We start from the raw sequence: 25870 nt of genomic DNA on the forward strand, positions 1-25870 counted from the left end.
CATGAAGAATTTTTTGAGTTTATTAAAAAGAGAATTCAGACTCTTCTTCCAAAACAAGGTCTTGCTTGTTCTATTCTTGGGAGCTCCGATTTTATATGGAGTTTTGGTAGGAGGGGTCTATAAAAAAGGAAAGGTTACTGACTTACCTATAATCGTAGTCGATGAAGATAAAAGCCCATTGAGCAGACAATTGATCGATATGTTCAATGAAAATGATGTTATCTATGTCGCCAAGGTGCTCAATGATCCATTCAGAGCTAAAGATGAAGCCCTGAAAACAGAATCTACTGTCGTGGTGCAAATCCCAAGAAACTTTTCTGCAGATGTAAACTATAATAGAAGTACTGAATTGACATTATTTGTAAATGCATCCAACACATTGACCTCAAATTCAGCAATGATGGCAGTAAACGTAGCTGCATCTACTTTAAAAGCTGGGATACAGATCAAGGCGCAACAAAAGAAAGGTGTACCTGAATACGTCGCTTCAAAACAATTTGAACCCTTCAAAATAACCATGATCAAACAAAATATAAGAAGCGGTAACTATCTTTATTTTATGCTCCCTGGAGTTTTGTTGACTGTATTGCAACAAGTAATGATGTTAGGACTGGCATTGAGTTTTGCCTCAGAATTTGAAAAAGGGACATTTCCGGAACTGGTACAAAAAAGCAACAATGTATTTGTCCTTATATTGGTTAAAATCTTGCCTTATATCCTGATGTCTGGCCTGATATATATCTTATACTATGGCTATTCACTTTGGTATAGAATGCCATTGAACTTGGACGGCGGAGCATTCTTTGCAACAACCATACTGTTTTTGTTAGCGGTAAGCTTTATAGGGATTTTGGTTAGTATAGCTATTCCAAGTCAGCTGAAAGCTACGGAAATCTTAATGGTTATTGCTACGCCAAGCTTTATCCTGAGCGGATTTACATGGCCATTGAGTCAAATGCCTGAATGGGTAGTCGCGATAGCCAAAATGATCCCATTAACACATTACTTGCAAATCTTCAGAACTTTAATGATAGAAAAGGGAAGTATAGAATATCTTCAAGGGCCCGTTATTGGACTTGCAATAATAGCAGCTGTAACACTAATAGCTTCAATTATCCTACTCCAGATTAAAATCAATAAGGTCAAGAAAAATAAACAGGTCCAAGCAACAGTTTAACTTTGTCTTTTAACAAACCTGTCAAGCATTGAATCACTCGATTCAATGCTTTTTTTATTTACACCCATCGGTCCCTGGGCTTCGACTCCGCTAAACCACCGAGTAGAAGGACAGCCAGCGGGATGTTCGGTCCCTGAGCGTAGCCGAAGGGCCCGAACAATCACAGACTAGACATACCGGTCCCTGAGCTTCGCCTCTGCTAAACCACCGAGCCGAAGGACAGCAATCGGGATGTTCGGTCCCTGAGCGTAGCCGAAGGGCCCGAACAATCACAGACTAGACATACCGGTCCCTGAGCATCGACTCCGCTACCCAGCGAGTAGAAGGCGGTCCCTGAGTAGGCGAATGGCCAGTTCTAATGTCTAATGTCTTATGTCTAATGTCTAACCCCTACTTCCCCTCAATAACCACACTTCCTTTCTTACCTGGCGAACCAGAATAAATCTGTCCTTGAGGCATACCTCGAAGACCGGGCTGAGCCATGGAAATACGGCTATAGATCTGACCAATCTCACTGGTTGGATTAACTCGTAACCCACCTTCTTGTACATCTACAAAAAGATAATTGTTCGCTTTTTTATCGCTGGACTGAGGTTTGATGCCAGTAGGATCATACATGATTACAACATCGCCACCATCACCGTTGGGATGAGTCTTGGTGCCATTAAATGCATCTATCCCTCGAGCAATAACAAATAAGGATCCCAATTTATTGAACTTTACATCCATATTAATGTCTGTCGCATTGTTTTTGCTGTCCTGACCCGTAATAACTACATTTTTACCAATCTCAGCATAACCAATCTCCATCTTTACGTCCTTTTTCGCATAAAATTCAATCTTGGACCTATCCTTCATAATCAGCGTATCAATCTTCAAAACCATGGATGAGTCTCCACGGTTGAACACTTTTTTATCCTTCTTTCCAAGTTCTAACTTAGAAATATGCTCTACTTGTTGACCATAAGATAACATGGTGCCCAACAATAAAGCGAAACTTAATATATATTTCATTGTACAATTCTCCTTTCTAGTAGGACAAAAATTAAGGGAAATAGTTTAACTATTCCCCTTTCATATATTCAACGATTAGTTTTGCTGTCTTTTTTGAAGCCCCTGGGCTGCCCATTTTTTCAATGAGAACATCATAATTCTCCAAAACACTCGCGCGATGCTCTGGATCAGCAATTAACCTCCCAAGTTCATCACCAATATTGCTTGTTGTACAATCCTGCTGGATTAATTCAATAACTGACAAGTAATTGTTGATCAAGTTGACCAATGATATAAATTGTACTTTAATAACTTGTCTGGCAATCATCACGGTGATTGGATTCGCTTTATAAACGACCACTTGCGGCACTCTTAAAAGAGCGGTCTCTAAAGTTGCAGTTCCGCTAGTAACGGCTGCTGCTTCAGCATTTTTCAGTAAATCATAAGTCTGGTCAAAAACAACCTTGATAGGATAGTCACCAATATATCTTTGATAAAGGCTAAGGTCAAAATTAGGAGCACCTGCAATAACGATTTGATGTGCCGGAAAACGATCATATAAGCCAACCATTTCAGGTAATAAATGCTCAATTTCCATTTTGCGACTGCCGGGAAGTAAAGCAATGATAGGACTTTGATCCAATCCATTTCGCTCCCTGAAATCTGACTGGAATTTATACGCCGAAATAGCATCCAATAATGGATTCCCTACATAGTCGACATCATATCTAAATTCCTTGTAGAATTTAACCTCAAATGGTAGAATACAGAACATATGATCAACAACCTTCTTGATCTTATAGACTCTCTTTTGATTCCATGCCCAAAGTTTTGGGGAAATATAATAACAAACCCGAATGCCCAGCCTCTTGGCAAACTCAGCAATCTTCATGTTGAAACCAGGGAAATCTATCAAGATAACAGTGTCAGGTTGATATCTTTGTATATCTGCCTTTACTTTTTTGAGGTTTTTGGAAATACTTCTCAGGTTTTTCAGAACCTCAATAAAACCCATAAAGGCCATCTCCGAAGTATGAATCAACACGGGAACTCCAGCTGCAGCTTGCATCTGGTCGCCACCTACAATTTGAAATTCCGCTTCCGGATCTTCCTTCTTCAAGGACTTGATCAGATTTGCACCATGTAAATCACCCGAGGTCTCTCCAGCTATTATATAATATCTCATTATTCCGATTAATCTTTAAAGATAAGAATTCTTACAACCATGATGCAAAAATTCAATAAAATGCATAAACCTAAACTTAGTAGCCCACTTTAAACTATTCAATCCTTTCCAATTTGACCTGTCCCAAATCTTTCTAATTACTAACGAATAGGTGCTTTGTTATACTCTCATTCGTCTCTTGTTCGGACCTCGTTCGGACCTCGTTCGGAGCTGCTTCGGAAAACACCCGAACAAGGTCCGAATCAGGTCCGAACGAAAGAAGACTGAGAGTGGAACGAGAGTGGAAGGAGAGTGGAACAAGACTATACTTAGAAAAATAAAAATGACAATATTAATATCAACAGAAATTAATATTGAACCCATCCAAAATCAAAAAAAAATGGCCCGGAATTAATTCCAAGCCATCCTCTATTCAAATATCTTCATTTCAAGTCTACCAATAATAGACAATAGACATTAGACAAGAGACAATAGACACATACAACAGTCAAAAGTTTGCAAACATAAAACCTTAACATGTCATTGTCTTATGTCTTATGTCTTATGTCTACTGTCTATGTTTAAATCCCCAACTCAACCTGGAACATAGCGCCCCATGCACTTTTATCATTGTTGTTGTTGAAATATCCATCTTTGAATGTATAACTTCCATTTAATTGAAATTTCAAACGGTGAGCTTTCATGTACTTAGTAAGACCTACCTCCATAACTTCGGTCTGTCTTTCAAATGCCTGAATATCTTTATGAGGCTCAACGTAGGTATATCGACCAGCAATTTCATAACCGTGGTTCAACAAATAAGATACTTGTTGATTGACACCCCAACCTTTATAGGCAACTGTTTCTTGAGGATCGTCCTCATCGGTCATATTAAATGGGTTGTCTACATCACGGCGCATGTATTCAGCTTGATAAGCAAATCCTGCATACTTGAATATGGCATCAGCAAACGCAATTTTAAAAGTAAATGGGTTTTGTACAAATCTACCCAATTGACCTGCTTCGCGTTTTGTTCTATCATTATAGCTATAACCACCACCGATTGACAACTTAGGAGTTTCTTCGCGCTCTAAATCACCTTCTTGGTAATCATTGTCATTGGTGAAGTCGCCCAATGGAAGGAATTCAACACGACCGGTATAGGCTAATCCGGCATCTGTTGAAGATGCTGCACGACCTTCACCAGTAGATATCGCTGCCTTAGCATTGATAGGTACATTTCCAATCTTCTTGCTCAAGTTCAAAGAAACACCAAAGTCACGGTCCAACGTGAAGTTCTCATTTACTAATGAACGATCCGCAAACTGCAACTGACCCGAAGAATTTACACGCTGGCGGTTACCAGGTAACTTGTTCTGACCAAAGGAAATGTAAAAATCATCCGTAAAATTATAGAACATCACAGCGTCCCTTACAATATTTGGAATCTTGGAGTCGTCATAATCTTGGTCACTGCGGGTAAATGCCAACTGAACGGAATAGGAAATCTTAGGTGTATAAATGTAACCATCCATACGCATTCTTAGCCTCCTGATACGAGCATCAAACTTACCATCATCTATGCCATTTAATTCTTCCTTGTAACCTAACCGGTTTTGCATACGGAACCTGAAGTTCACATAAAACAATGAATCACTGGATTTATACTGAATTCCTTTGAAATTAAGGATTGTAGCTCGGTCATCACGTTCTTGGGCGTAGGCTGATGTAACTCCAATAATTACAAGAGTTAAAATAAGGTAAAGGTGTTTTAATTTTTTCATGTTAAATAGATGGTTCTTGTTGGCTTAAGCAATGAAAACTTCCTAATCCCCAGATAATATCTACGGAATCAATTCCAATTACTTTTCTATCAGGAAAACAACTCTGGATGATTTCGAGAGCCTTAGTGTCATTCTTATCATTGAAAACAGGTACAACGACAACTTTGTTTGCAATATAAAAATTTGCATAGGATGCTGGCAATCGTTGGTCATCGTATTCAACTGGTCTTGGCATGGGTAATTCGATGATTTTCAATGGTCTACCATCTAATAATCTCATGCTTTTCAAGTTTTCCAAATTCTCCTGAAGCAAGCCATAATTTTCATCATTAGGATCTTCCTCAACGACAGTTAAAACAGTATCCTCAGATACAAAACGCGTAATATCATCGATATGGCCATCTGTATCATCCCCAACAATCCCATCACCTAGCCACAATACCTGTTCTTGACCATAATAATCCTTTAAATAACCTTCAATCTGTTCCTTGGTTAGATGTGGATTGCGGTTTTCGTTCAACAGACAAGCCGTTGTGGTCAACACAGTGCCTTTTCCGTTGAATTCTACTGATCCTCCTTCCATAACGATGGGAGGGGTAAACAATTTCAAACCGAATTCATTGGCAATTCTAGTGGGCACGACATCGTCCAAATCAAAAGGAGGGTATTTACCACCCCATGCATTGTAACCCCAATCCACAATTGCTTTTTCCCCTGTTTCCTTATTGATCAAAAATGCAGGACCGTGGTCGCGGCACCAGGCATCATTCGTAGGATTAAAATAAAAACTGATGTTCTCCATCTTGGCACCGCTTTTCTCAATGTGAGAAATAGCAAAGGCCTTCATCGCTTCATCAGCAACATTGATGCGTACTAGTTGATCGGCTGCCACTAATTTGATGAACTCCGCATAGGGAGCATAAATAGTGTCAATCTTTCCCGGCCAAGATTCCTCTTTATGAGGCCAGCTTAACCAAAGCGCATCTTGCTTTTCCCATTCTGCAGGAAATACAAAACCCTGGGCCTTGGGAGTATCGTTGTAATTGTAAAAGTCGGAATTTGTTGTGCTCATCACGTGATAACATAAAAGAAAATGCTTCCCTGAGAAAGCATATTTCTAATGGTCAATTTTTTATATTAAGATTAATCTTCGTCAATAAATCTCTTGGTAATAGGCGCATAAGTTTCAATGCGTCTATCGCGCAAGAATGGCCAATGTTTGCGGAAGAAATCAGATTCATTAAGATCAATTTCAACCACCTCAACTTCTTCTTGATCATGCGAAGCCAAATACAACAACTTCCCTTGAGCATTGGTCGCAAAACTGCCGCCCCAGAATTTCATGGCGCCATCCTGTTCAAATCCTACACGGTTCACCGAAACTACAGGAACACCGTTAGCAACAGCATGTGAACGTTGAATCGTTTGCCATGCATTATATTGGTCCTTGTTGGTTTCTTCATCTTGATCAGTTGCCCAGCCAATAGCGGTAGGGTAAAACATAATCTCTGCACCCATCAAAGCTGTGATTCTGGAAGCTTCAGGGTACCATTGATCCCAACAGATCAATACACCAATCTTGCCAAATTTGGTCTTGAATACTTTATATCCCAAATCACCTGGAGTGAAATAGAATTTCTCGTAGAATGCAGGATCATCAGGAATATGCATTTTACGGTATTTCCCTAGGTATGAACCATCAGCATCCAAAACAGCTGTTGTATTATGATATAATCCTTGTGCTCTTTTTTCAAACAATGATGCAATAATCACAACGCCCAATTCCTTGGCAACTGCAGATAATGCATCCGTAGAAGGACCCGGAATGGCTTCCGCCAATTCAAAATTGTCGTAATCCTCTACATCACAGAAATACAAAGAGGTAAATAGCTCCTGTAAACAAACAATTTGTGCGCCTTTGGATGCAGCCTCACGAACCTTCTCTATTGCCTTATTCAAATTTGTCTGCTTATCCTTAACGCATGACATCTGAACCAAACCAACTTTTACTTTACTCATCTCTTAAATTATAATTATGATTCGGCGCAAAGATACTATTATTTCATGGCTTATGGGAAGGTTGCCGTTATTTTTGCTGTCCGGTGACAAAAAATTTCCCCTACATTTGTAGCATGCGAAAGATCATTCATATTGACATGGATGCGTTCTATGCTTCTGTGGAACAGCGCGATTTCCCTGAGTTCCGTGGTAAGCCCCTTGCGGTCGGAGGTTCCCCGGATGGAAGAGGTGTAGTCGCAACAGCAAGCTATGAAGCCCGGAAATATGGCGTCAAGTCAGCCATGTCTTCCAGGATGGCCATGAAGCTATGTCCACATCTTTTGTTTACCTATCCAAGATTTGATGTGTACAAAGAGGTTTCAAATCATATCAGGTCTATTTTTGCCAGATATACTGATCTGATCGAACCGCTATCCTTGGATGAAGCCTATCTCGACGTTACAAATGATAAAATGGGAATCGGATCGGCAATAGAAATTGCAAAGGAAATCAAAGAAGCTATTTCAAATGAGTTGAACCTCACCGCCTCAGCGGGAGTATCAGTCAATAAATTCGTCGCAAAAATAGCCTCCGATTTTCAGAAACCTAATGGACTCACATTTATAGGACCCTCAAAAATAATTGGTTTCCTTGAGAAACTACCTATCGATAAGTTCTTTGGCGTCGGCAAGGTCACAGCCAAAAAGATGAATCAAATGGGAATCTTTACGGGTATGGATTTGAAACGGTTCTCTGAGATGGAAATGATACAGCATTTTGGTAAATCTGGGAAGTTCTTCTTTCAGATTGTCCGCGGAGAAGACAATAGACCAGTCAAACCTAACAGAATCAGTAAGTCGATAGGAGTGGAGGATACTTTTGAAACCGATCTCCATGAGTATGAAGATATGATCGAAGAAATAAATAGAATAGCAGAAAAACTATTTAAAAGATTGGAAAAAGCAGATAAGTTTGGCAAAACTATTACCTTGAAAATCAAATTCTCAGATTTTACTCAAATCACGAGAAGCAAGACTTTCTTTACATCATTGGACCAATTGCAGGAAATACAAAAACAAGCCCTAGAACTCTTGGATAAATTGGACTTGCAAGAAAAAAGAATCAGATTACTCGGAGTAACTATTTCAAATTTTGCAGATATGGAACCAACCTACGAAGAAGGGTTCCAACTAACCTTGTTCTAAAATAATCCTTCCCCAATATTAATAAATAACATCATCTACTGGAGAGTCCACTTCCAACGGCAACCCTTCAGATGCATAACCTTGTTTGGATAAAGTCTAGCAAAGCTCTCAACCAAATGGTTCATGTAAAAATTATGAACTACCAAATTATCCTGCGTAATAAGGTCTTCGATGTCATCAAATTCAAGTTCGTTATCAATAAAACCTAAGGCATGAACTTTATTATCCTTAAAATAAACATAACTTTTTTCTGTGCTTTCTCGACCTTTGTCAATTATGACAAAACTTCGTTTTTGCTCAGTTAGGGACTCAATCGCTTGGGTAACCTTATTATTATACTCCTCAACATGGGGTAAATCTTCCCTTGCCGTGAAATCCCGAATCTCCTTTAGGGCTGTAGGATTGGCGAAAAAAGAACATAAGCGTAAATCCAACTCGAAATCTTTAATTAATTTCAAGAGAAATTGCGTAGAATCATGAACGGATCCAAAAAAATATATTGGTCGAACATTCTTCCTGACTTGACAAATGGATAAGCGAATATATCCATTTTGATCTTCATAATCCAGCAAGCCATATTTTGGTTCGTACTTCTTTAAAGCTCTGTTGTAAATCGGCCAGATTTTTTTGATGAGATGACATTCCTTCAAAAATGCCATTAATTCAGTGCCGGTTTCCTCAAAGTCTATATCGCATATTTCATTGATAAAACGCTGTCTCCTTTGCCCAGTATTATTTCCTGTAAAATGGGAAATTACCCTTTTTTTAATATTGTTAGCCTTACCAACATAAATTATTTTAGCCGCAGAATTCTTGAAGAGATAAACACCGGCAGTCGTCGGTAGATTATTGATTAACTCGGATGGTATATGCGTAGGAATTCGTTGCTCTTTAGCTTTGACCTGAATGGTTTTCTGAATAATATTTTCAGTATCCGACAAAAATATTTTTTGGAATAAGGTAACAGTTGCTTGAGCATCACCTCTGGCTCGGTGCCTATCTTGGATTTCAATACCAACAGATTGACATAATTTCCCCAAACTATAGGATGTGAAGCCAGGGAATATCTTGCGGGATAATCTGACGGTACACAAGCGCAAAGCTTTCCATTCGTAACCTGAATTCTTTAAGGAAGCCTGTACAAAAGAATAATCAAAATGAACATTATGAGCAACAAATACCCGGTTGTTCAGTAAATGATAAATATCTTCAGCTACATCATCAAATACAGGGGCATCTTTGACCATCTCGTCCGTTATACCTGTCAAGGCTTGAATATGGAAAGGAATGGGTTGCTCAGGATTGATCAGGGTACTGTATTCATCAATGATCTTTTTACCATCAAAGATGAAAATTGCAATTTCGGTGATTTGACTCGCTGAGGCAAATCCACCCGTGGTTTCTATATCGACAATTGCAAAAGTAGGGGACTTCATTAAACAAAAATAATACTAATAATTTTAATTACTAAAATTATTAGTATTATTTTAATTCTTTTTTTTCAACTATAGTAATTCTACTCCTTGATCGAGTAATTCTTCTTTTTTCTTTGGATCCCAAATACTTACTTGAACCTCGCCAATATGTTTCAGCTTCAACATAAACATACAGATTCGAGATTGACCAATTCCACCACCAATGGATTCCGGCAATAGGTCATTTAATAGCATTTGATGGAATGTTAACTTCTGTCTATCCAAACTGTTTCTGATTTCCAATTGGGTCATCAATGCTTTTTTATCTACACGTATTCCCATGGATGAAAGTTCGAATGCGCTTCCCAATATCGGATTCCAAACTAAGATATCACCATTTAGACCACGGAATCCCAAAGTGTTGTCCGTACTCCAATCATCGTAATCCGCAGCTCTGCCATCATGCGCTTGTCCGTTTGAAAGAACACCACCGATACCATATACGAATACAGCACCATATTCTTTTGAAATGGCGTTCTCACGTTCTTTGGCCGTTAAATGAGGATAGGCCAATAACAACTCTTCAGAAGATATGAATTTGATTTCCTTTGGTAGTATAGCCTCAACGTGTGGGTATTTTTCTGAAACAGACTGTTCAGTTTCATAGATTACAGCATAAATTTTCTCAACAGTTTCCTTCAAGAAATCCAATGATCTATCATCATAACGGATACTTTTCTCCCAATCCCATTGGTCTACATATATAGAATGAATAGGAGAATAATCTTCATCAGGTCTTAATGCACGCATATCTGTCAAAATCCCTTCCCCAGGTTCCATCTCCAGCTCTTTCAATCTAATTCTTTTCCACTTTGCTAGTGAATGTACTACCACTGCTTTTTGATCAGACAAGGATTTGATCGGAAATGAAACTGGCCTTTCGATACCATTCAAATCATCATTGATACCTGTGCCATCCAAAACCACAATAGGAGAGGAAACAGGGGTTAAATTCAAAGCCTCCTTCAATCGAGATGCAAATGTCTCCTTCACAAACGTTATCGCTTGCTCTCTTTTTAAAATATGACGTCCCATTAAAAATTTTACAATATTAACATAGTTTAGTATGACCGTTGCCTACTAATTTTCATAATCGAAACAAAAATAAGAAAATGTTAATGATTTGCAGATTTTATTGCAAAAATAACTACAATATATTGGGTATCTGATGAAATAATTTAAAGCTTTTGTTCTAGAGCTTTCAAAATCGCACTCGCTTTGGTGTAGCATTCTGCAAATTCATGCGCTGCATGGGCATCAATGGTAATGGCGCTTCCAGTATGAAAGGATAGGTATTGTTTGGAATGGTTGTATAAAATTGTCCGGATCACAACATTGAAGTCGAAATCGCCATCAGAAGAAAAATATCCAATGGCACCTGAGTAAATCCCGCGCCTGGAATTCTCATAACGATCGCATAATTTCATCGCCGATATTTTAGGAGCACCCGTCATGGAACCGGCAGGAAATGTGTTCTTGATCACTTCCGTGTCTTTAAGACTCGGGTCCATTTGACAGGAAACCGTAGAAATCATTTGGTGTACATGTTCAAATGTATAAATCCCCAGCTTCTCCGTGACTTCCACTGTGCCAGGTATAGCACTGCGGGTTAAGTCATTCCTGACCAAGTCCACAATCATCACATTCTCGGCAATCTCTTTCGGATTCGTGGCAAGGTTATCTTTTAATTGCTGATCCTCTTCTTTGTTCTTGCCGCGGGCGGCAGTTCCTTTTATAGGTTGTGAAATAAGTTTATTCCCTCTCTTTGCCAAAAATCGCTCCGGAGAAGCACTGATAATATACTTATCACTAACTTTAATAAATGATGAAAATGGAGTAGGGGAAAGCTTGTTTAGATTTAAATAAAGAGCTTCAGGGCTAGATACTTCAGCGTTCTCTCCATAAAATTCCTGACATAAATTAGCTTCATATATATCTCCCTTTTTGATATGGTCCTTTATGCTTTCAAAAGCTTCAAAATATCTGGACTTATCCATTCTCGGTTTTATCTTTCCCGAAAATAAATAATTAGTGTCCAAATTTTCAGCCAACTGAATCGCATCGAAAACAGTTTCAGGATTTTCAGAATGAATAATAACTTGATTTTCTAATAATTCTATTAGAATTTCAGGAACAAAAAAATAAGCATCAGGAAACTCCAGAGGATTTGGATGTTCTGTGCTTAAGTCCTCAATTTCATTCTTGAGGTCATAACTAAGAAATCCCGGTATCCATTGATTAGGAAACCGGGATTTAAATTTTTCGAGATCAGCAAATGCTGATCCTACATTTGCAGAGAATTCCTCTTTTGCACCAACGGCCAAAAGACTCCCTACTTTTGAATATTGATTCTGGAAACCATTTGATTGAAAAAGACATACGGTTTCAAACCTTTTGGACCAATTTATGGCCTTAAGTAAGAAATCAGTAGTAGTCGTTTCAAAAATGGCTCTTGCCATATCTATTTACTATAAAACAATAGTTTGAGTACGATCAGGACCTACCGACAAATACTTAATCGGAACATTTAATTCTTGTTCCAAGAAAGAAATGTAGTTCTGCAATGCTGCAGGGATTTCATCCTTACTACGGATACCTGTTAAATCAGTATTCCAACCTTCAACTTCCTTAAGAATTGGTTCAGGTTTGTGGGTAATGATTTCATATGGCATGTAGTCGATCGTTTCTCCTTGATATTTATAATGAGTACATACGTAAATTTTATCGAAAGTATCAAGCACATCCGCTTTCATCATAATCAATTCAGTTACCCCATTGATCATAATAGCATACTTCAATGCTGGCAGGTCAATCCATCCAGTACGACGTGCTCTACCTGTTGTTGCACCGAACTCATGTCCTAACTGGCGTAATTTTTCGCCTGTTTCATCTTCAAGTTCTGTAGGGAATGGTCCTCCACCAACGCGAGTTGCGTATGCTTTAAAGATACCATAAACCTCGCCGATTCTGTTTGGAGCAATACCCAATCCAGTACATGCACCAGCAGTAGTGGTATTAGATGAAGTTACAAAAGGATATGAACCGAAGTCAACATCCAACAATGTACCTTGAGCACCTTCAGCCAAAACTCTCTTGCCATCCTTTAAATATTGATTTACCAAGTGTTCAGAATCAACAAATGGAATGGTTTTCAAGAATTCGATAGCATCCATAAATGCTTTTTCCTTTTCTGAAAAATCAGGGATCTCACCGTAATGAGATAAAATAGAAAGGTGTTTCTGTTTTAGTTTCTCATAGCGCTCCATAAAATCAGGAAGGGTAGTGTCACCTACACGCAAACCGTTTCTACCAGTTTTGTCCATATAGGTTGGTCCGATACCTTTTAAAGTAGATCCGATTTTACCAGCACCCATATTTGATTCAGATGCAGCATCCAATAGTTGATGGGTAGGAAGGATTAAATGGGCCTTGCGAGCAATAACCAAATTACCTTTGCCCACAGGATCAAATCCAGCAGCTTTTAGGTTGTCTAATTCTCTTTTAAGAATGATAGGGTCAATTACCACCCCGTTTCCGATTAGGTTGAGGGTTCCTTCATTGAAGATTCCTGAAGGAATAGTGTTCAATACAAATTTCTTGTTGTCAAACTCTAAAGTGTGTCCCGCATTTGGTCCGCCTTGAAAACGAGCGATCAAATCATATTTTGGACAAAAAACATCAACGATTTTCCCTTTTCCCTCGTCTCCCCACTGCAAACCCAATAGCACATCAACTTGCATAGTATTACTTGAAATTTATTAGTTAAAATTTAATTTGTTTTGTTCACGAATCAAAATAAAAATTCGGAAAAAGGGCGTTACCAGCCTTTTTCCGAACAAAGGTATATATTAATTCCTCGAATGTTAAATTAATTTGAAATTACTGCTTCTTTTGCGGGAGCATCTTGAGTAAGCTTGCTTTTGCGGCAGTCAGCACAGATTCCATAAAGGTTTAGCGAATGGTGCTTGATGTCAAAATTCAACAGGTCCCCAATCATAGATTGAATCTGATAAACTCTTGGGTCACAGAATTCTACAACCTTGTTGCATTCAATGCAGATTACATGGTCATGCTGTTTGTAACCGTAGGATTTCTCGAATTGAGCCATATTACGACCAAATTGATGCTTGGTCACCAAATCACAAGAAACTAACAACTCCAATGTGTTATAAACCGTGGCACGACTAACACGGTATTTCTTGTTTTTCATGTGGATATATAATGACTCCACGTCGAAATGATCCGACCTAGAATATATCTCCTCTAAAATAGCATAACGCTCAGGTGTTTTTCGTAGGTTCTTGTTTTCAAGGTATGCCTCAAAAATCTTCTTAACGGTTTCGTAATTTTCCCCTTGTTTCATAAGGTGTGTCCTTTGTAAAAATTCAAATTTACCAAAATACAGCGGTATTCACGATTAGAATTGTCAATACCCTGTAAGTCTTTAGTTCTCCGACTCGTATCTCGTCACTCCAGTGATGCCCGGAATCTGCTTCAAGTGCTTGATTAAACTGTCCAATTGATCAGTGTCGTTCACAAAAACCATAATGTCGCCCTCAAAAATACCCTCATTACTCGAAATCGACAGTGAACGAATGTTTTACCTTGAAGTCTTGTGAAATTACAGTCGTAATCTTGTTCACCAAACCAACATCATCGATACCTACAATCTTTAACCCAGTCAAGAATGCAACACTATTGTGCAAAGATGCCCATTTTGCTTTTAAGATACGGTAACCATAGTTCGCCATTAATTTGGAAGCATTCGGACAACTGGTCCTATGAATCTTGATCCCATCATTAACCGTCAAAAATCCGAAAATATCATCTCCCGGAATCGGATTACAACATGGTGCTAAAGTATAATCTACTTTCTGATAATCATCGCCAATTAAAATAGTATCATCCTTCTTATTGATCTTTTCAACGAGACCATTGATATGAGACTGGAATTGATTTTGATTGGCGTCCTCAGAACGTTCGTTCGCCACAAAATTCCTTAAGTTCTTGATATCTATTGTACCCTTGGCAACATTATAAAATAGTTCTTGCGAGCTTGGATATTTAAAGAAATTAGCGATCTTATTGATGTTTTCGGTATTGTAGGTAATCTTAAGGGACTTTAATTTACGTTCCAATATCTCCTTACCATCTTCAGCTACACGGCGTTTCTCTTCTTTCAAGGAAGATTTGATTTTGGATTTTGCTTTGGCCGTAACCACAAAATTCAACCAATCTTCTTTAGGAGTTTGTTTGCTGGAAGTGATGATTTCTACCTGATCACCATTCAGCAGCTCATGGCTCAGCGGTACCAATTTATGGTTTACTTTGGCACCTATACAGGTTGCACCAATATCCGTATGAATTTCAAAAGCAAAATCTAAGGCAGTAGCACCATTCGGCAATTGAACCAAAGTTCCTTTTGGAGTAAAAATAAAAATCTCGTCAGAAAACAGGTTCATCTTGAAATCATCCACAAAATCCAAAGCATTGGGTTCAGGATTATTCAATATATCACGAACCTTCTGAATCCATTGATCCAAGCCATTGTCAGAATTGGATTCCTTGTATTTCCAATGAGCTGCAAACCCTTTTTCTGCGATTTCATTCATTCTCCTCGTACGAATCTGTACTTCAACCCATTGTCCTCGAGGACCCATCACAGTGGTATGCAAGGATTCGTACCCATTAGCCTTAGGGGAAGAAACCCAATCCCTCAAACGGTCAGGATTCGGACGGTATAAGTCTGTTACGATAGAATACACCTTCCAACATTCTGTTTTTTCCTTTTCGTCATCCGTATCGATGATAATACGGATGGCAAACAAATCATATACCTCTTCAAATGGGATAGATTTCTTCCGCATCTTGTTCCAAATGGAGTGGATCGATTTTGGTCGCCCAAAAACAGAAGCGTTGATTCCTTCTTCTGCCAATATCTCTTGGATAGGAGTGATAAAATCTACAATGAATTTTTCACGTTCCGCTTTTTTCTCATTCAGTTTCTTGGCAATGAATTTATAAGTATCCGGATCGGTATACTTCATGGACAAGTCTTCTAATTCAGACTTGATAGCATAAAGGCCCAAACGATGTGCCAATGGAGCATATAAATAGCTGGTTTCCGAAGCAATCTTCAACTGCTTGTGGCGTGCCATAAACTCCATGGTTCTCATGTTATGGAGCCTATCTGCCAATTTGATCAGGATTACCCTAACATCATCTGCCAGGGTCAACAACATCTTTCTAAAGTTCTCAGCTTGCATGGAGCTGTTCGGGTCGAATATGCCTGAGATCTTGGTTAGACCATCAATGATTCGTACAACTTTCTTTCCGAACTGTTCCTCGATGTCCTGAAGTGTTACACTGGTATCTTCAACAACATCATGTAGCAATGCGCAGACAATAGAAGTGGTTCCCAACCCGATTTCTTCTGCAGCAATCTGGGCCACAGCAATAGGATGGTAAATATAAGGCTCGCCAGATTTACGACGCATGTCTTTATGGCTCTCCAATGCTAAATCAAAGGCCTTTCTGATCTGTTGCTTGTCACCTTTTTGAAGTGTAGGTTTACAAGCTCTAAGCAGCGCGCGATATCTTTTACGGATTTCCTTATTTTCAGCCTCAATATCAATCACATATTCTTCCATAAAAATGCATTGCTAACAATAAAAAAATAAATAATTTTGTTATATTTATTGAACTAATAATTCAAGAATTTATACTAAATTGTAAAGTATAAATATACGGAAAAAAATTAAATTTATTTGCATAGGGCTTATTATAATGATGATGTGTGGAAGTAATTTAAAGTGGGTTTTTATGGTTTTTGTCATGTTTGTTTTGCCTCTATCAATACAAGCTCAGACGCTCATAAAGCCCCAATATGGACCTGGTAAACCAGAAGTGGTTGAGCATTATGCCACCACAACCCTAGACAATGGGGAGGTCGTGCCATGGTTCCCAATCGAGGAAGTAGTGGTCTATGCCAGAAGGACATTTAAAACAGAAGACGACCGCCAGAAATACCTCAGACTCAGAAGAAACGTTATTCGTGTGTTACCGTATGCAATCTATGCGCAGAAACGCTATGAGCAACTCGACCGCGACTTGGCAATGACAAATTCGAGAAGAGAAGAAAAAAGATTGATCAAAGAATGTGAACAAGAAATCAAAGATAAAATCACTTCAGAAGTGAAAAACTTGAGCATTTCACAAGGTAAGATCCTGATTAAACTAATAGAAAGACAAACAGGTAATACAAGTTATGAACTCGTAAAAGACATGAAAGGCGGAATATCCGCATTCGTCTACCAAGGAGTTGCCAAAATATTTGGTCATAACCTAAAAAGTACCTACGATCCAGCAGAAGATTATGAAATTGAAAACATAATTCGCGAATATGAACGTTCGCGTCCTATGGCCAACCCTAAAAACCTTTTTTTATGAGTAAGACCGTTTATGATTATAATGCACTAGAGTTCAGCGGACAGAAGAAATCACTTCGCGATTTTGAAGGTAAAGTATTACTGATCGTGAATACAGCCAGCAATTGCTTTTTTACCAAACAATTCAAAACCCTTGAAAACTTATACAAAAAATATAGAGACATGGGTTTTGAAATATTGGCATTCCCTTCGAATGACTTCAGAAATCAAGAACCCCTTACTGGAAGAACATTGGAAACTTTCTGCCGCGTGAATCAACAAGTAACATTTCCTGTCTTCAAACGTATCCATGTCATCGGAGAATATAAAGACCCTTTGTATGGATATTTGACAGATATCAATGCTAATGGCAAAATCGGAACCTCCCCAATGTGGAACTTCCATAAGTATCTTGTCAATAAAAAAGGAGAGGTTGTCGACCATTTCTATTCCTTGACCAGCCCAATGTCAAAGAAAGTCCACAATCGCATAGAAGAACTGCTTAGCGACAAGTAATAGCAGTGATTTTTCGTATAATTGTGTATTGTACAAAATACACGATCACATGAAATTAGATTTATTAGTAATGACCGTTCATCCTGATGACGCTGAATTAGGAGCAGGGGGTGTTATTGCCAAATACGTAGCTGAAGGTAAGACCGTAGGAATTGTAGACTTGACTCTTGGCGAACTTGGAACTCGGGGTACTCCTGAAATCCGAGCACAAGAAGCTCAAGACGCTGCAGAAATCCTCGGAGTGGCCGTACGTGAAAATCTGAAACTCCGTGATGGTTTCTTCCAGAACAATGAAGAACACCAAATCGCTATTATTAAAGCAATACGTAAATACCAACCTGAAATTGTTATCACCAATGCATGGGAAGACCGACACCCTGACCATGGACGTGCCAGTAAACTCGTAAACGATGCGCTCTTCCTTGCTGGACTCAGACGAATCGAAACTGAACTGGATGGCATTTCGCAAGAGCCATACCGTCCACGACTGCAGCTGCAACTGATCCAAGACAAATATATAACCCCGATATCCTGATCGATATCACTGAATACTGGGACATCAAAGAAAGGTCTATCCTTGCCTATACATCACAGTTCAATGTCGGCAATGACGACGATGAACCACAAACCTATATCTCAAACCCCGACTTTATGGACTCCACCAAAGCTAGAGCACACGAATTCGGCAGATCCATCCAAGTAAAATACGCCGAAGGATTTACCTCTAGAAAAATCTTGGGAGTAAGGGATTTGTTTGAGTTGTATTAAAATAGACATTAGACAATAGACATAAGACATAAGAACTGAGATAGTTTATTAAAATAATAAAAAGGTCTGAAGATTGAAGCTTCAGACCTTTTTTATGTGAAATTGATAATTTGATAGTGAATAATATATAATACAAAAATGGTTTTAGTGTTATTAGGAGCGAAAATTTGACTAAAAAGTCCTAGGTTCAACCCATTGCAACGCCATAAAATTCTTATGTCTTATGTCTAATGTCTAATGTCTAATGTCTATTGTCTTATGTCTTATGTCTTATGTCTAATGTCTAATGTCTATTGGCTTATGTCTACTGTCTAATGTCTACAACCCTTTCCCCTCAAAATAACTCCTAATTGCTACTTCATCCTTTTTGATCTGTTCCTGCATAAGTTCAAGGCTTTCAAACCATTGATCATGACGGATAAATTCCAAAAATTTTACGCGGATGGTTTTGCTGTAAAGGTCATCGTTGAAATCCAATAAGTTAACTTCAATTTTTCTGTTCATACCGTCAACGGTTGGTCTTGTACCGATATAGCACATTCCTTTTGCTACGCGTTCTGGTTCTGGTTCATAATAATCGCCAGTTACAATCTCAGTAGTTCTAGGATAAATCTCAACTTCCACCGCATAGATACCATATGCTGGGATCAATTTGTGAGCTTCGTGCACATGAAGGTTTGCCGTCGGAAAACCGATTTCTCTGCCAATTTGATCTCCTTTTATAACGGTACCTGTCAGCTCGAATGGATATCCTAAATATTTATTTGCTGTTGTGATATCACCTTTGATCAACGACTCACGAACACGGGTCGAAGAAACTGCCACATCCTCAATATCTTGCTCCGGGATTTGGTCAACGGAATAATCGAATATTTCAGAGAAATGAATTAGATCCTTGATAGTTCCTTTTCTGTCTTTTCCAAAATGGTGGTCATAACCGATAACGATTTTCTTGCACCCAATCTTATTCACCAGAACATTGGAAATATATTCTTCAGGAGTTTGGATTGAGAAATCTCTCGTAAAAGGAGTGATGATCAAGTGGTCGATACCTGCCAATGCCAATCTTTCAGCCTTTTCTTCAATATCATTGATCAGACGAAGGGTGTCATCGTCCGGATTGATAATCAGTCTAGGGTGGGGGAAGAAGGTAAGCAATACAGTTTCTCCGGTATTATCCTTGGCTAACTCAGTTAGCTTGTTCAAGATTTCTGATGACCGACATGAACTCCATCAAATGTACCTATTGTAACGATGGCATAATCCAGTGGGTTTGAATTCATCCAGATTCCTGTATATTTTCATTATATATTTTTCTAAGTCTTTGAATTTAGACCGTTTGGTGCTTCAATTCTTTTACTTGGTTAATTAATTCAGTTAGTTCCCAGGCGTCTTTGACATCAAATTCGCCAGATTTTGTTCTTCTCAATGATGATAGATGACCACCGTTGTTCAATACTTTTCCGAAGTCATGAGCAATAGAACGGATATAGGTGCTTTGCTACACTTTATCCGGAAGTGAACCACAGGCATTTCAATCTTCACAACTTCAAATTCCATGATTTCAACTCTTCGAGCTTTTAATTCTACTTCCTCACCTCGGCGTGCCTTTTCATAGACTCTTTCACCACCAATCTTAATGGCAGAATGCACAGGTGGATATTGGTCCTGAACGCCGACAAATCCAGCAGCAGCATTTAGGATATCTTCATCCTGGATATTTGAAATATCGAATGTTTGATCAATTTCGGTTTCTAGGTCATAAGATGGCGTGGTAGCTCCCAAAGTAATTGTCCCAGTATATTCTTTGTCTTCAGCTTGAAAACCATCGATCTGTTTGGTCATCTTCCCGGTACAGACAATCAATAAACCAGTCGCTAAAGGATCCAAAGTCCCAGCATGACCCACCTTGACCTTCAAAGGCTTGATGCTATTCCTTAATTTTCCTACCACATCAAAACTTGTCCAAGTTAATGGCTTGTCGATTAATAGTACTTCACCCTCCGCAAAAGCAAATTTTGGCTTAGCTTGTCCTTCTGTATTATTGCTCATTTAATCTAAAAGTTTCATTAAAATGTCCCTAACATCAATTCGATGTTGAAACATATCCCTGGCTAAATTTTGTGCAAAAATAGGAATAATTAATGAGATGTGAGATATGAGATGTGAGATATGAGATAGAAAACGGAAAAGCAAGGAGTCAATGTTCCGTTGCCGTGGTTGGTGTCTCCACCAACCACGGTTAGAAAATAAAAAAAGGGCTTTTCCAAGCCCTTAATAAAAAATATTTTTTCTCTTTATACACACATCCCACCTAGCACCCTCACTGTCGCAAATCTCACATCTAATCTAGCACCCTCACTGTCGCATATCTCACATCTCAAATCTCATATCTACCTCTGCGTATAAAAAAACACCAACAGCGCTATTCCGATAACAATTCGGTACCAACCCCAGAATTTGAAGCCATATTTTGTCAATACAGTGATAAAGGATTTTACAGCGATCATAGCTACCACAAATGCTACAATGTTTCCAATGATGAAAACCATAATGTTTTCATTGCTGGACATAATCATTTCATAGCCTTTTTGGGCATGAGCAGTTCCTTCACCCCATGTTTTTACAAAGATGGAATATACTGTTACGGCAAGCATGGTAGGTACGGCCAAGAAGAATGAGAATTCTGCGGCTGCCTTACGGTCCAACCCTTGGGTAAGACCACCAATAATGGAGGCTGCAGAACGAGAGGTCCCTGGCATCATCGCTAAACACTGCCAAAAACCAATGATAAATGCTTTTTTAACCGGAATTTCTTTTTCGTCGGTAATCTTTGGATTCTTGAACCATTTGTCAACGAACAAAAGAACCACACCACCTAATACCAAAACAGTAGAAATGGCGATCTGATTTCCCAATACAGCTTCAATTTTATCATCCAACAGTTTTCCTAGAACTAATGCTGGAATAACAGCAATAGCCAATTTATAATAAAACTTAAGGTTCTTGAAATCGAAGAATTTCTTCCAATAAAGGACAACGATTGATAATATTGCTCCAAATTGAATAGATACTTGGAACATTTTAAGGTATTCACTTTCTTCCATACCCATCAATGCGGCAGTAAAGCCCATGTGTGCAGTTGAGGAAATTGGAAGATATTCGGTTAAGCCTTCAACGATGGCTAGGATTATTGCTTCAAAAATACTCATTACTCCTGATTTGTCTTGTTCTTAGGTTTATATAAAATGGCTACGAATCCTAGAGCAAAACCTGCAACAACCACTAATGGTGCCAATGTAATCTTGGTAAAGCTATAAATATTCTCAGTACCCATCATCAAAATGAAACCTATTGCAACATAACAATGCTCGCAATGAATAATTGATAATTTATCTTTTTTAAATACGAACTCCGCTCTGTTTGTAGTCACTGGAGTTGTTTTTACTTTTTTTGTCTGACTTCATTTTTTAAAACTGATTAACAATTGATTTATCTATATAAACTTGCTGACTTAGCACGTAAATATTTGGTAACGGCAAAATATGTACTCGCTGCAGAAATCAAGATCCCCAATCCAAGTACGATGGCAAATATCATCGCGAATTCAAACCAATCGCGAAGGAATACCAATTCAGGTACCTGTTTCTGAGCAAACTGTAAAGTTAAGATCAATAAAAGGATGGCTATCAAAGCACCTATCAATCCATGGGCAATACCATATAAGATATAAGGCCCGACGAATAAAACCTTTGGTAGCACCAATCAACTGCATACTCTTGATCAAGAAACGTTGAGAATAGATCGCCAATCGAATGGTATTGTTGATCAAAGCAACAGCAATGATTAAAAGCACAACCGTAAATGCCAAAATAACAATCGAAATCACACGGATATTCTTGTTGACCATATCAATCAATGACTCCTGATAAACAACTTCTTTGATACGGCTGTTCTTGCTGATTTTATTGATGAAGGTCTGAATAGAATCACTGTTGGCATATTGTTCCTTCATATAGATGTCAATAGAAGGAAGGAGAGGGTTTCTACCTAAAATATTCAACGAAATCTTCACCCAAATCTTCTCTTAGATTCTTGGCTGCAAGTTCCTTGCTGACATATTCAGAACGTAATACATAAGGGTCTTTTTCCAAATCCTTCTGCAAAGAAAGCACATCGCCTTCATTGACATTATCATTCACGATAACATTAAGGACAATATTCTCTTTGACATAGCGGGATAAGTTTTTTGCGTGGACTAGAATCAATCCCAAAAGACCTGTCATCAATAGAACCAGTGCGATACTGATTACTGTAGATACGTATACTGATTTCGTTTTTTTTCCTTGGCGAACCCTGTTCGATCACTGACATATATTTGAATCTGCGTTTATTCTTGCGAAAGTAAGGATTTATTTTTTTCCAATACTAATTTTCTAACAACGAATATCTGAATTTATTGTATAGAATAAAAAACTTTTATACTGAATTTACCCTAAATTCGCTAATTTCGCAGTTCTTTGTACAATACATTTACAATATATAATGGATTATAATCATCAATCTATCGAGCAAAAATGGCAAAAGTTTTGGGCTGACAAACCAGACCTTCAAAACTTCTGAATCAACAGAAAAACCAAAATACTATGTTTTGGACATGTTTCCGTATCCTTCAGGGGCAGGTCTGCATGTTGGTCACCCGCTCGGCTATATTGCTTCCGATATTTTCTCACGATACAAAAGATTAAAAGGCTTTAACGTATTGCACCCAATGGGGTATGACTCTTTTGGTTTGCCTGCTGAACAATATGCAATCCAAACAGGACAACACCCCGCAATTACTACGGAAGCAAATATCAATAGATATAGAGAACAACTTGATAATATTGGATTCTCTTATGACTGGTCCCGCGAAGTGCGTACTTCCGATCCTGAGTATTATAAGTGGACTCAATGGATCTTTATGCAACTTTTTGATGCATGGTATAATAAAGAGTCTGACAAAGCTGAACCTATCTCCAATTTGATCTCTAAATTTGAAACTTCAGGCTCTGAAGGTATCAATGCTGAATCTGATGATGATGTTCTATCATTTTCCGCTGAAGAATGGAGAAATTTCTCGGACAACGAAAAACAAACCGAGCTCTTAAAATATAGACTGGCTTTTCTTAGAGAAAGTACGGTCAACTGGTGTGCAGCTCTAGGTACAGTACTTGCAAATGATGAGGTCATCAATGGTGTATCTGAACGCGGAGGATATCCGGTGGAACAAAAGAAAATGATGCAATGGTCTATGCGAATCACAGCTTATGCTGACCGACTGTTGCGTGGCCTATATACCATCGATTGGCCAGAACCTCTTGTAGAAATGCAAAGAAACTGGATCGGAAAATCGGTAGGAGCTAGTGTTAAATTTCCAGTCGCACAATTGAACGAAAATATCGAAGTATTCACCACACGAGTAGATACAATCTATGGTGTTAGTTTCGTTGTATTGGCACCCGAACATGAGCTAGTATCTGCTTTAACTACAGATAGTCAAAAAACTGAAATTGAATCTTATATAGATAAAACTTCTAAAAAATCCGAATTGGATAGATTGGCAGATACTAAAACTGTCTCTGGCGCATTCACAGGATCTTATGCTAAACATCCATTGACAGGAGAAGATGTGCAAATCTGGATTGCTGATTATGTATTAGCTGGATATGGCACCGGAGCCGTCATGGCAGTACCTTCAGGTGACCAACGTGATTACGTATTTGCAAAACACTTTAATCTTCCTATTATTCCTATTTCCGATTCTCAAGATATCTCAGAAGAAGCGGATCCGAATAAGGATGGAAAATATATCAATTCCGATTTCATCAATGGTATGACCTACCAGGAAGCAGTTCCTGCATTAATCGAGCGACTGGAAAACCTGAAATTAGGAAAAGCAAAAATCAATTTTAGGATGCGTGATGCCATTTTTGGAAGACAAAGGTATTGGGGCGAACCAGTACCGGTATACTTTAAAGATGGATTGCCTCATTTAATTAAAGAAGAAGAACTTCCTTTGCTATTGCCTGAGGTAGATAAATACTTACCAACAGAAAACTGGCGAGCCACCATTGGGTCGTGCTGAAGGTTGGAAATATCAAGATCAATACGAGTATGAATTGAGCACAATGCCAGGATGGGCAGGTTCTTCATGGTATTGGTTCCGCTATATGGACCCTAAAAACCAAAGTAATTTCGCATCCCAAGATGCTGTAGATTATTGGAAAGCAGTGGATCTATATATCGGTGGTTCTGAGCACGCTACAGGCCACTTGCTGTACTCTCGCTTCTGGAACAAGTTCTTGAAGGACCTGGGTTTCCATAATGAAGAAGAACGTTCAAGAAATTAATCAACCAAGGAATGATTCAAGGTCGATCTAATTTTGTGTATCGTGTGCTCGACAACGAAGGGAAAGGAACAAATCAATTTGTGTCTTATGGATTGAAGGATCAATATCAGGTTTATCCACTACATGTGGATGTTAATATCGTCCATAACGATGTTTTGGACCTAGAGAAATTCAAACAGTCGCGCCCCGATTATAAGGATGCCGAGTTTATTCTTGAAAATGGTAAATACATCTGTGGTACTGAAGTTGAAAAGATGTCAAAATCTAAATTCAATGTTGTAAATCCTGACGATATCATCGAACAATATGGGGCAGATACCCTTCGTCTCTATGAAATGTTCTTGGGCCCGTTGGAACAGGCAAAACCTTGGAACACAAATGGTATTGAAGGGGTATATAAATTCTTACGTAAGGTATGGAGATTATTTCATGACGCCGAAGGCAACTTCCGTGTTTCTGATGAAGAACCATCGAAAGCAGAATATAAAGCTTTACACAAGATTATTAAAAAAGTGGAAGATGATATCGAAAGATTTTCATTCAACACTTCCGTTTCAGCATTTATGATCTGTGTAAACGAGCTTACTGACCTTAAAACAAATAAGCGCAAGATCTTGGAAGACCTATTGATCGTTCTTGAACCTTATGCACCACATATTACTGAAGAACTTTGGTCATTATTGGGCAATCCTGCAGGATCTATTTCTTATGCTACTTATCCAGAATTCAAACCTGAATATTTAGTAGAAAGTGAATTCGCATATCCTGTGTCTATAAACGGCAAGATGAAAATGAACTTACCTTTGGCTCTTGACCTTGATCAACAGGCTGTAGAAGCAATATTGAATGATAATGCCGATGTACAGAGACTGTTAGATGGAAAGCCAGTGAAAAAGGTGATTTTTGTAAAAGGAAAAATTATTAATATTGTTATTTAAGACCAATTAATATTTTAAAAATATAAAAAGGC

At 38.5% G+C, this 25870-nt stretch carries 19 protein-coding genes and 4 pseudogenes; 6 read left to right on the top strand and 17 right to left on the bottom strand.

The genetic code is table 11. The annotated features are described in order from the left end of the window. Position 1: 1 nt before the first annotated feature. Positions 2 to 1177 carry an ABC transporter permease gene (locus FGL31_RS12030; protein WP_138091748.1) on the top strand — a complete coding sequence of 392 codons (1176 nt, stop codon included), beginning with the start codon at positions 2 to 4 and terminating at the stop codon, positions 1175 to 1177. 390 nt (positions 1178 to 1567) lie between these two features. On the opposite strand, the gene FGL31_RS12035 is transcribed toward FGL31_RS12030, so the two are convergent. From FGL31_RS12035 to FGL31_RS12055, 5 genes are all read right to left on the bottom strand, one after another. After that, positions 1568 to 2191, bottom strand: coding sequence for a hypothetical protein (locus FGL31_RS12035; RefSeq protein ID WP_138091750.1), 624 nt, complete (start codon positions 2189 to 2191; stop codon positions 1568 to 1570). Between the two features lie 49 nt (positions 2192 to 2240). Further along, positions 2241 to 3356 (bottom strand): lipid-A-disaccharide synthase, encoded by a 1116-nt coding sequence (gene lpxB / locus FGL31_RS12040; protein WP_138091752.1) that lies wholly within the window; start codon positions 3354 to 3356, stop codon positions 2241 to 2243. A gap of 560 nt (positions 3357 to 3916) precedes the next feature. Continuing rightward, complete coding sequence (locus FGL31_RS12045) at positions 3917 to 5119, bottom strand: porin (protein WP_138091754.1); 1203 nt, start codon at positions 5117 to 5119, stop codon at positions 3917 to 3919. Between the two features lies 1 nt (position 5120). Continuing rightward, positions 5121 to 6191, bottom strand: coding sequence for an agmatine deiminase family protein (locus tag FGL31_RS12050; protein ID WP_138091756.1), 1071 nt, complete (start codon positions 6189 to 6191; stop codon positions 5121 to 5123). Positions 6192 to 6262: 71 nt separating this feature from the next. Beyond that, positions 6263 to 7138 (bottom strand): carbon-nitrogen hydrolase, encoded by an 876-nt coding sequence (locus tag FGL31_RS12055; RefSeq protein WP_099371106.1) that lies wholly within the window; start codon positions 7136 to 7138, stop codon positions 6263 to 6265. 113 nt (positions 7139 to 7251) lie between these two features. On the opposite strand from FGL31_RS12055, the gene dinB reads away from it, so the two are divergent. Further along, on the top strand, positions 7252 to 8322 hold the full coding sequence (dinB, locus tag FGL31_RS12060) for a DNA polymerase IV (protein ID WP_138091758.1): 1071 nt from the start codon (positions 7252 to 7254) through the stop codon (positions 8320 to 8322). A 35-nt stretch (positions 8323 to 8357) separates the two neighbouring features. Here dinB and FGL31_RS12065 read toward each other — a convergent pair whose 3' ends face one another. The 7 genes from FGL31_RS12065 to FGL31_RS12090 all read right to left on the bottom strand — a co-directional run bounded on the left by FGL31_RS12065 (position 8358) and on the right by FGL31_RS12090 (position 16447). Further along, positions 8358 to 9758: an exonuclease domain-containing protein gene (locus tag FGL31_RS12065; protein WP_138091760.1), complete on the bottom strand. Its 1401-nt coding sequence runs from the start codon at positions 9756 to 9758 to the stop codon at positions 8358 to 8360. A 69-nt stretch (positions 9759 to 9827) separates the two neighbouring features. Further along, a complete protein-coding gene (gene asnA, locus FGL31_RS12070; protein ID WP_099371103.1) occupies positions 9828 to 10832 on the bottom strand; it encodes an aspartate--ammonia ligase in 1005 nt (334 codons plus the stop codon). 143 nt (positions 10833 to 10975) lie between these two features. Further along, positions 10976 to 12256 (bottom strand): anthranilate synthase component I family protein, encoded by a 1281-nt coding sequence (locus FGL31_RS12075; protein WP_138091762.1) that lies wholly within the window; start codon positions 12254 to 12256, stop codon positions 10976 to 10978. 9 nt (positions 12257 to 12265) lie between these two features. After that, the gene (locus FGL31_RS12080) at positions 12266 to 13537 is read right to left on the bottom strand and encodes an adenylosuccinate synthase (RefSeq protein WP_099371101.1); all 1272 of its coding nucleotides are present in this window, start codon (positions 13535 to 13537) and stop codon (positions 12266 to 12268) included. Positions 13538 to 13665: 128 nt separating this feature from the next. Next, positions 13666 to 14160 (bottom strand): Fur family transcriptional regulator, encoded by a 495-nt coding sequence (locus FGL31_RS12085; RefSeq protein ID WP_138091764.1) that lies wholly within the window; start codon positions 14158 to 14160, stop codon positions 13666 to 13668. 81 nt (positions 14161 to 14241) lie between these two features. Continuing rightward, positions 14242 to 14343 (bottom strand): hypothetical protein, encoded by a 102-nt coding sequence (locus FGL31_RS29915; RefSeq protein ID WP_394366143.1) that lies wholly within the window; start codon positions 14341 to 14343, stop codon positions 14242 to 14244. Positions 14344 to 14368: 25 nt separating this feature from the next. Then, on the bottom strand, positions 14369 to 16447 hold the full coding sequence (locus FGL31_RS12090; RefSeq protein WP_394366144.1) for a RelA/SpoT family protein: 2079 nt from the start codon (positions 16445 to 16447) through the stop codon (positions 14369 to 14371). 172 nt (positions 16448 to 16619) lie between these two features. Here FGL31_RS12090 and FGL31_RS12095 point away from each other — a divergent pair, with 172 nt between their 5' ends. The 3 genes and pseudogenes from FGL31_RS12095 (at position 16620) to bshB1 (ending at position 18508) form a co-directional block, all read left to right on the top strand. Then, positions 16620 to 17246 (top strand): DUF4294 domain-containing protein, encoded by a 627-nt coding sequence (locus tag FGL31_RS12095; protein ID WP_232046681.1) that lies wholly within the window; start codon positions 16620 to 16622, stop codon positions 17244 to 17246. Then, the gene (locus tag FGL31_RS12100; protein ID WP_099371097.1) at positions 17243 to 17740 is read left to right on the top strand and encodes a glutathione peroxidase; all 498 of its coding nucleotides are present in this window, start codon (positions 17243 to 17245) and stop codon (positions 17738 to 17740) included. Before FGL31_RS12095 ends, FGL31_RS12100 begins: the two co-directional genes overlap by 4 nt. Before the next feature lie 49 nt (positions 17741 to 17789). Next, positions 17790 to 18508: pseudogene (gene bshB1 / locus FGL31_RS12105) on the top strand (bacillithiol biosynthesis deacetylase BshB1). A 318-nt stretch (positions 18509 to 18826) separates the two neighbouring features. Here bshB1 and ribF read toward each other — a convergent pair. From ribF to FGL31_RS12130, 5 genes and pseudogenes are all read right to left on the bottom strand, one after another. Then, positions 18827 to 19714, bottom strand: a complete 888-nt coding sequence (gene ribF / locus FGL31_RS12110; protein WP_317131002.1) for a riboflavin biosynthesis protein RibF — start codon at positions 19712 to 19714, stop codon at positions 18827 to 18829. A gap of 124 nt (positions 19715 to 19838) precedes the next feature. Next, positions 19839 to 20560, bottom strand: a pseudogene (truB, locus tag FGL31_RS12115) (tRNA pseudouridine(55) synthase TruB). A 341-nt stretch (positions 20561 to 20901) separates the two neighbouring features. Next, positions 20902 to 21720, bottom strand: coding sequence for an undecaprenyl-diphosphate phosphatase (locus FGL31_RS12120; RefSeq protein ID WP_099371093.1), 819 nt, complete (start codon positions 21718 to 21720; stop codon positions 20902 to 20904). Beyond that, positions 21720 to 21941 carry a DUF3098 domain-containing protein gene (locus FGL31_RS12125; RefSeq protein WP_138091766.1) on the bottom strand — a complete coding sequence of 74 codons (222 nt, stop codon included), beginning with the start codon at positions 21939 to 21941 and terminating at the stop codon, positions 21720 to 21722. The genes FGL31_RS12120 and FGL31_RS12125 overlap by 1 nt, the downstream gene beginning before the upstream one ends. A 59-nt stretch (positions 21942 to 22000) precedes the next feature. Then, positions 22001 to 22851, bottom strand: a pseudogene (locus tag FGL31_RS12130) (cell division protein FtsX); the annotation flags it as partial. Positions 22852 to 23053: 202 nt separating this feature from the next. On the opposite strand from FGL31_RS12130, the pseudogene leuS reads away from it, so the two are divergent. Continuing rightward, positions 23054 to 25838 (top strand): annotated as a pseudogene (gene leuS, locus FGL31_RS28960) (leucine--tRNA ligase). Positions 25839 to 25870 lie beyond the last annotated feature (32 nt).

It is taken from the genome of Sphingobacterium daejeonense, from assembly GCF_901472535.1.
In the GTDB taxonomy this organism is placed as follows: Bacteria; Bacteroidota; Bacteroidia; order Sphingobacteriales; family Sphingobacteriaceae; genus Sphingobacterium; species Sphingobacterium daejeonense.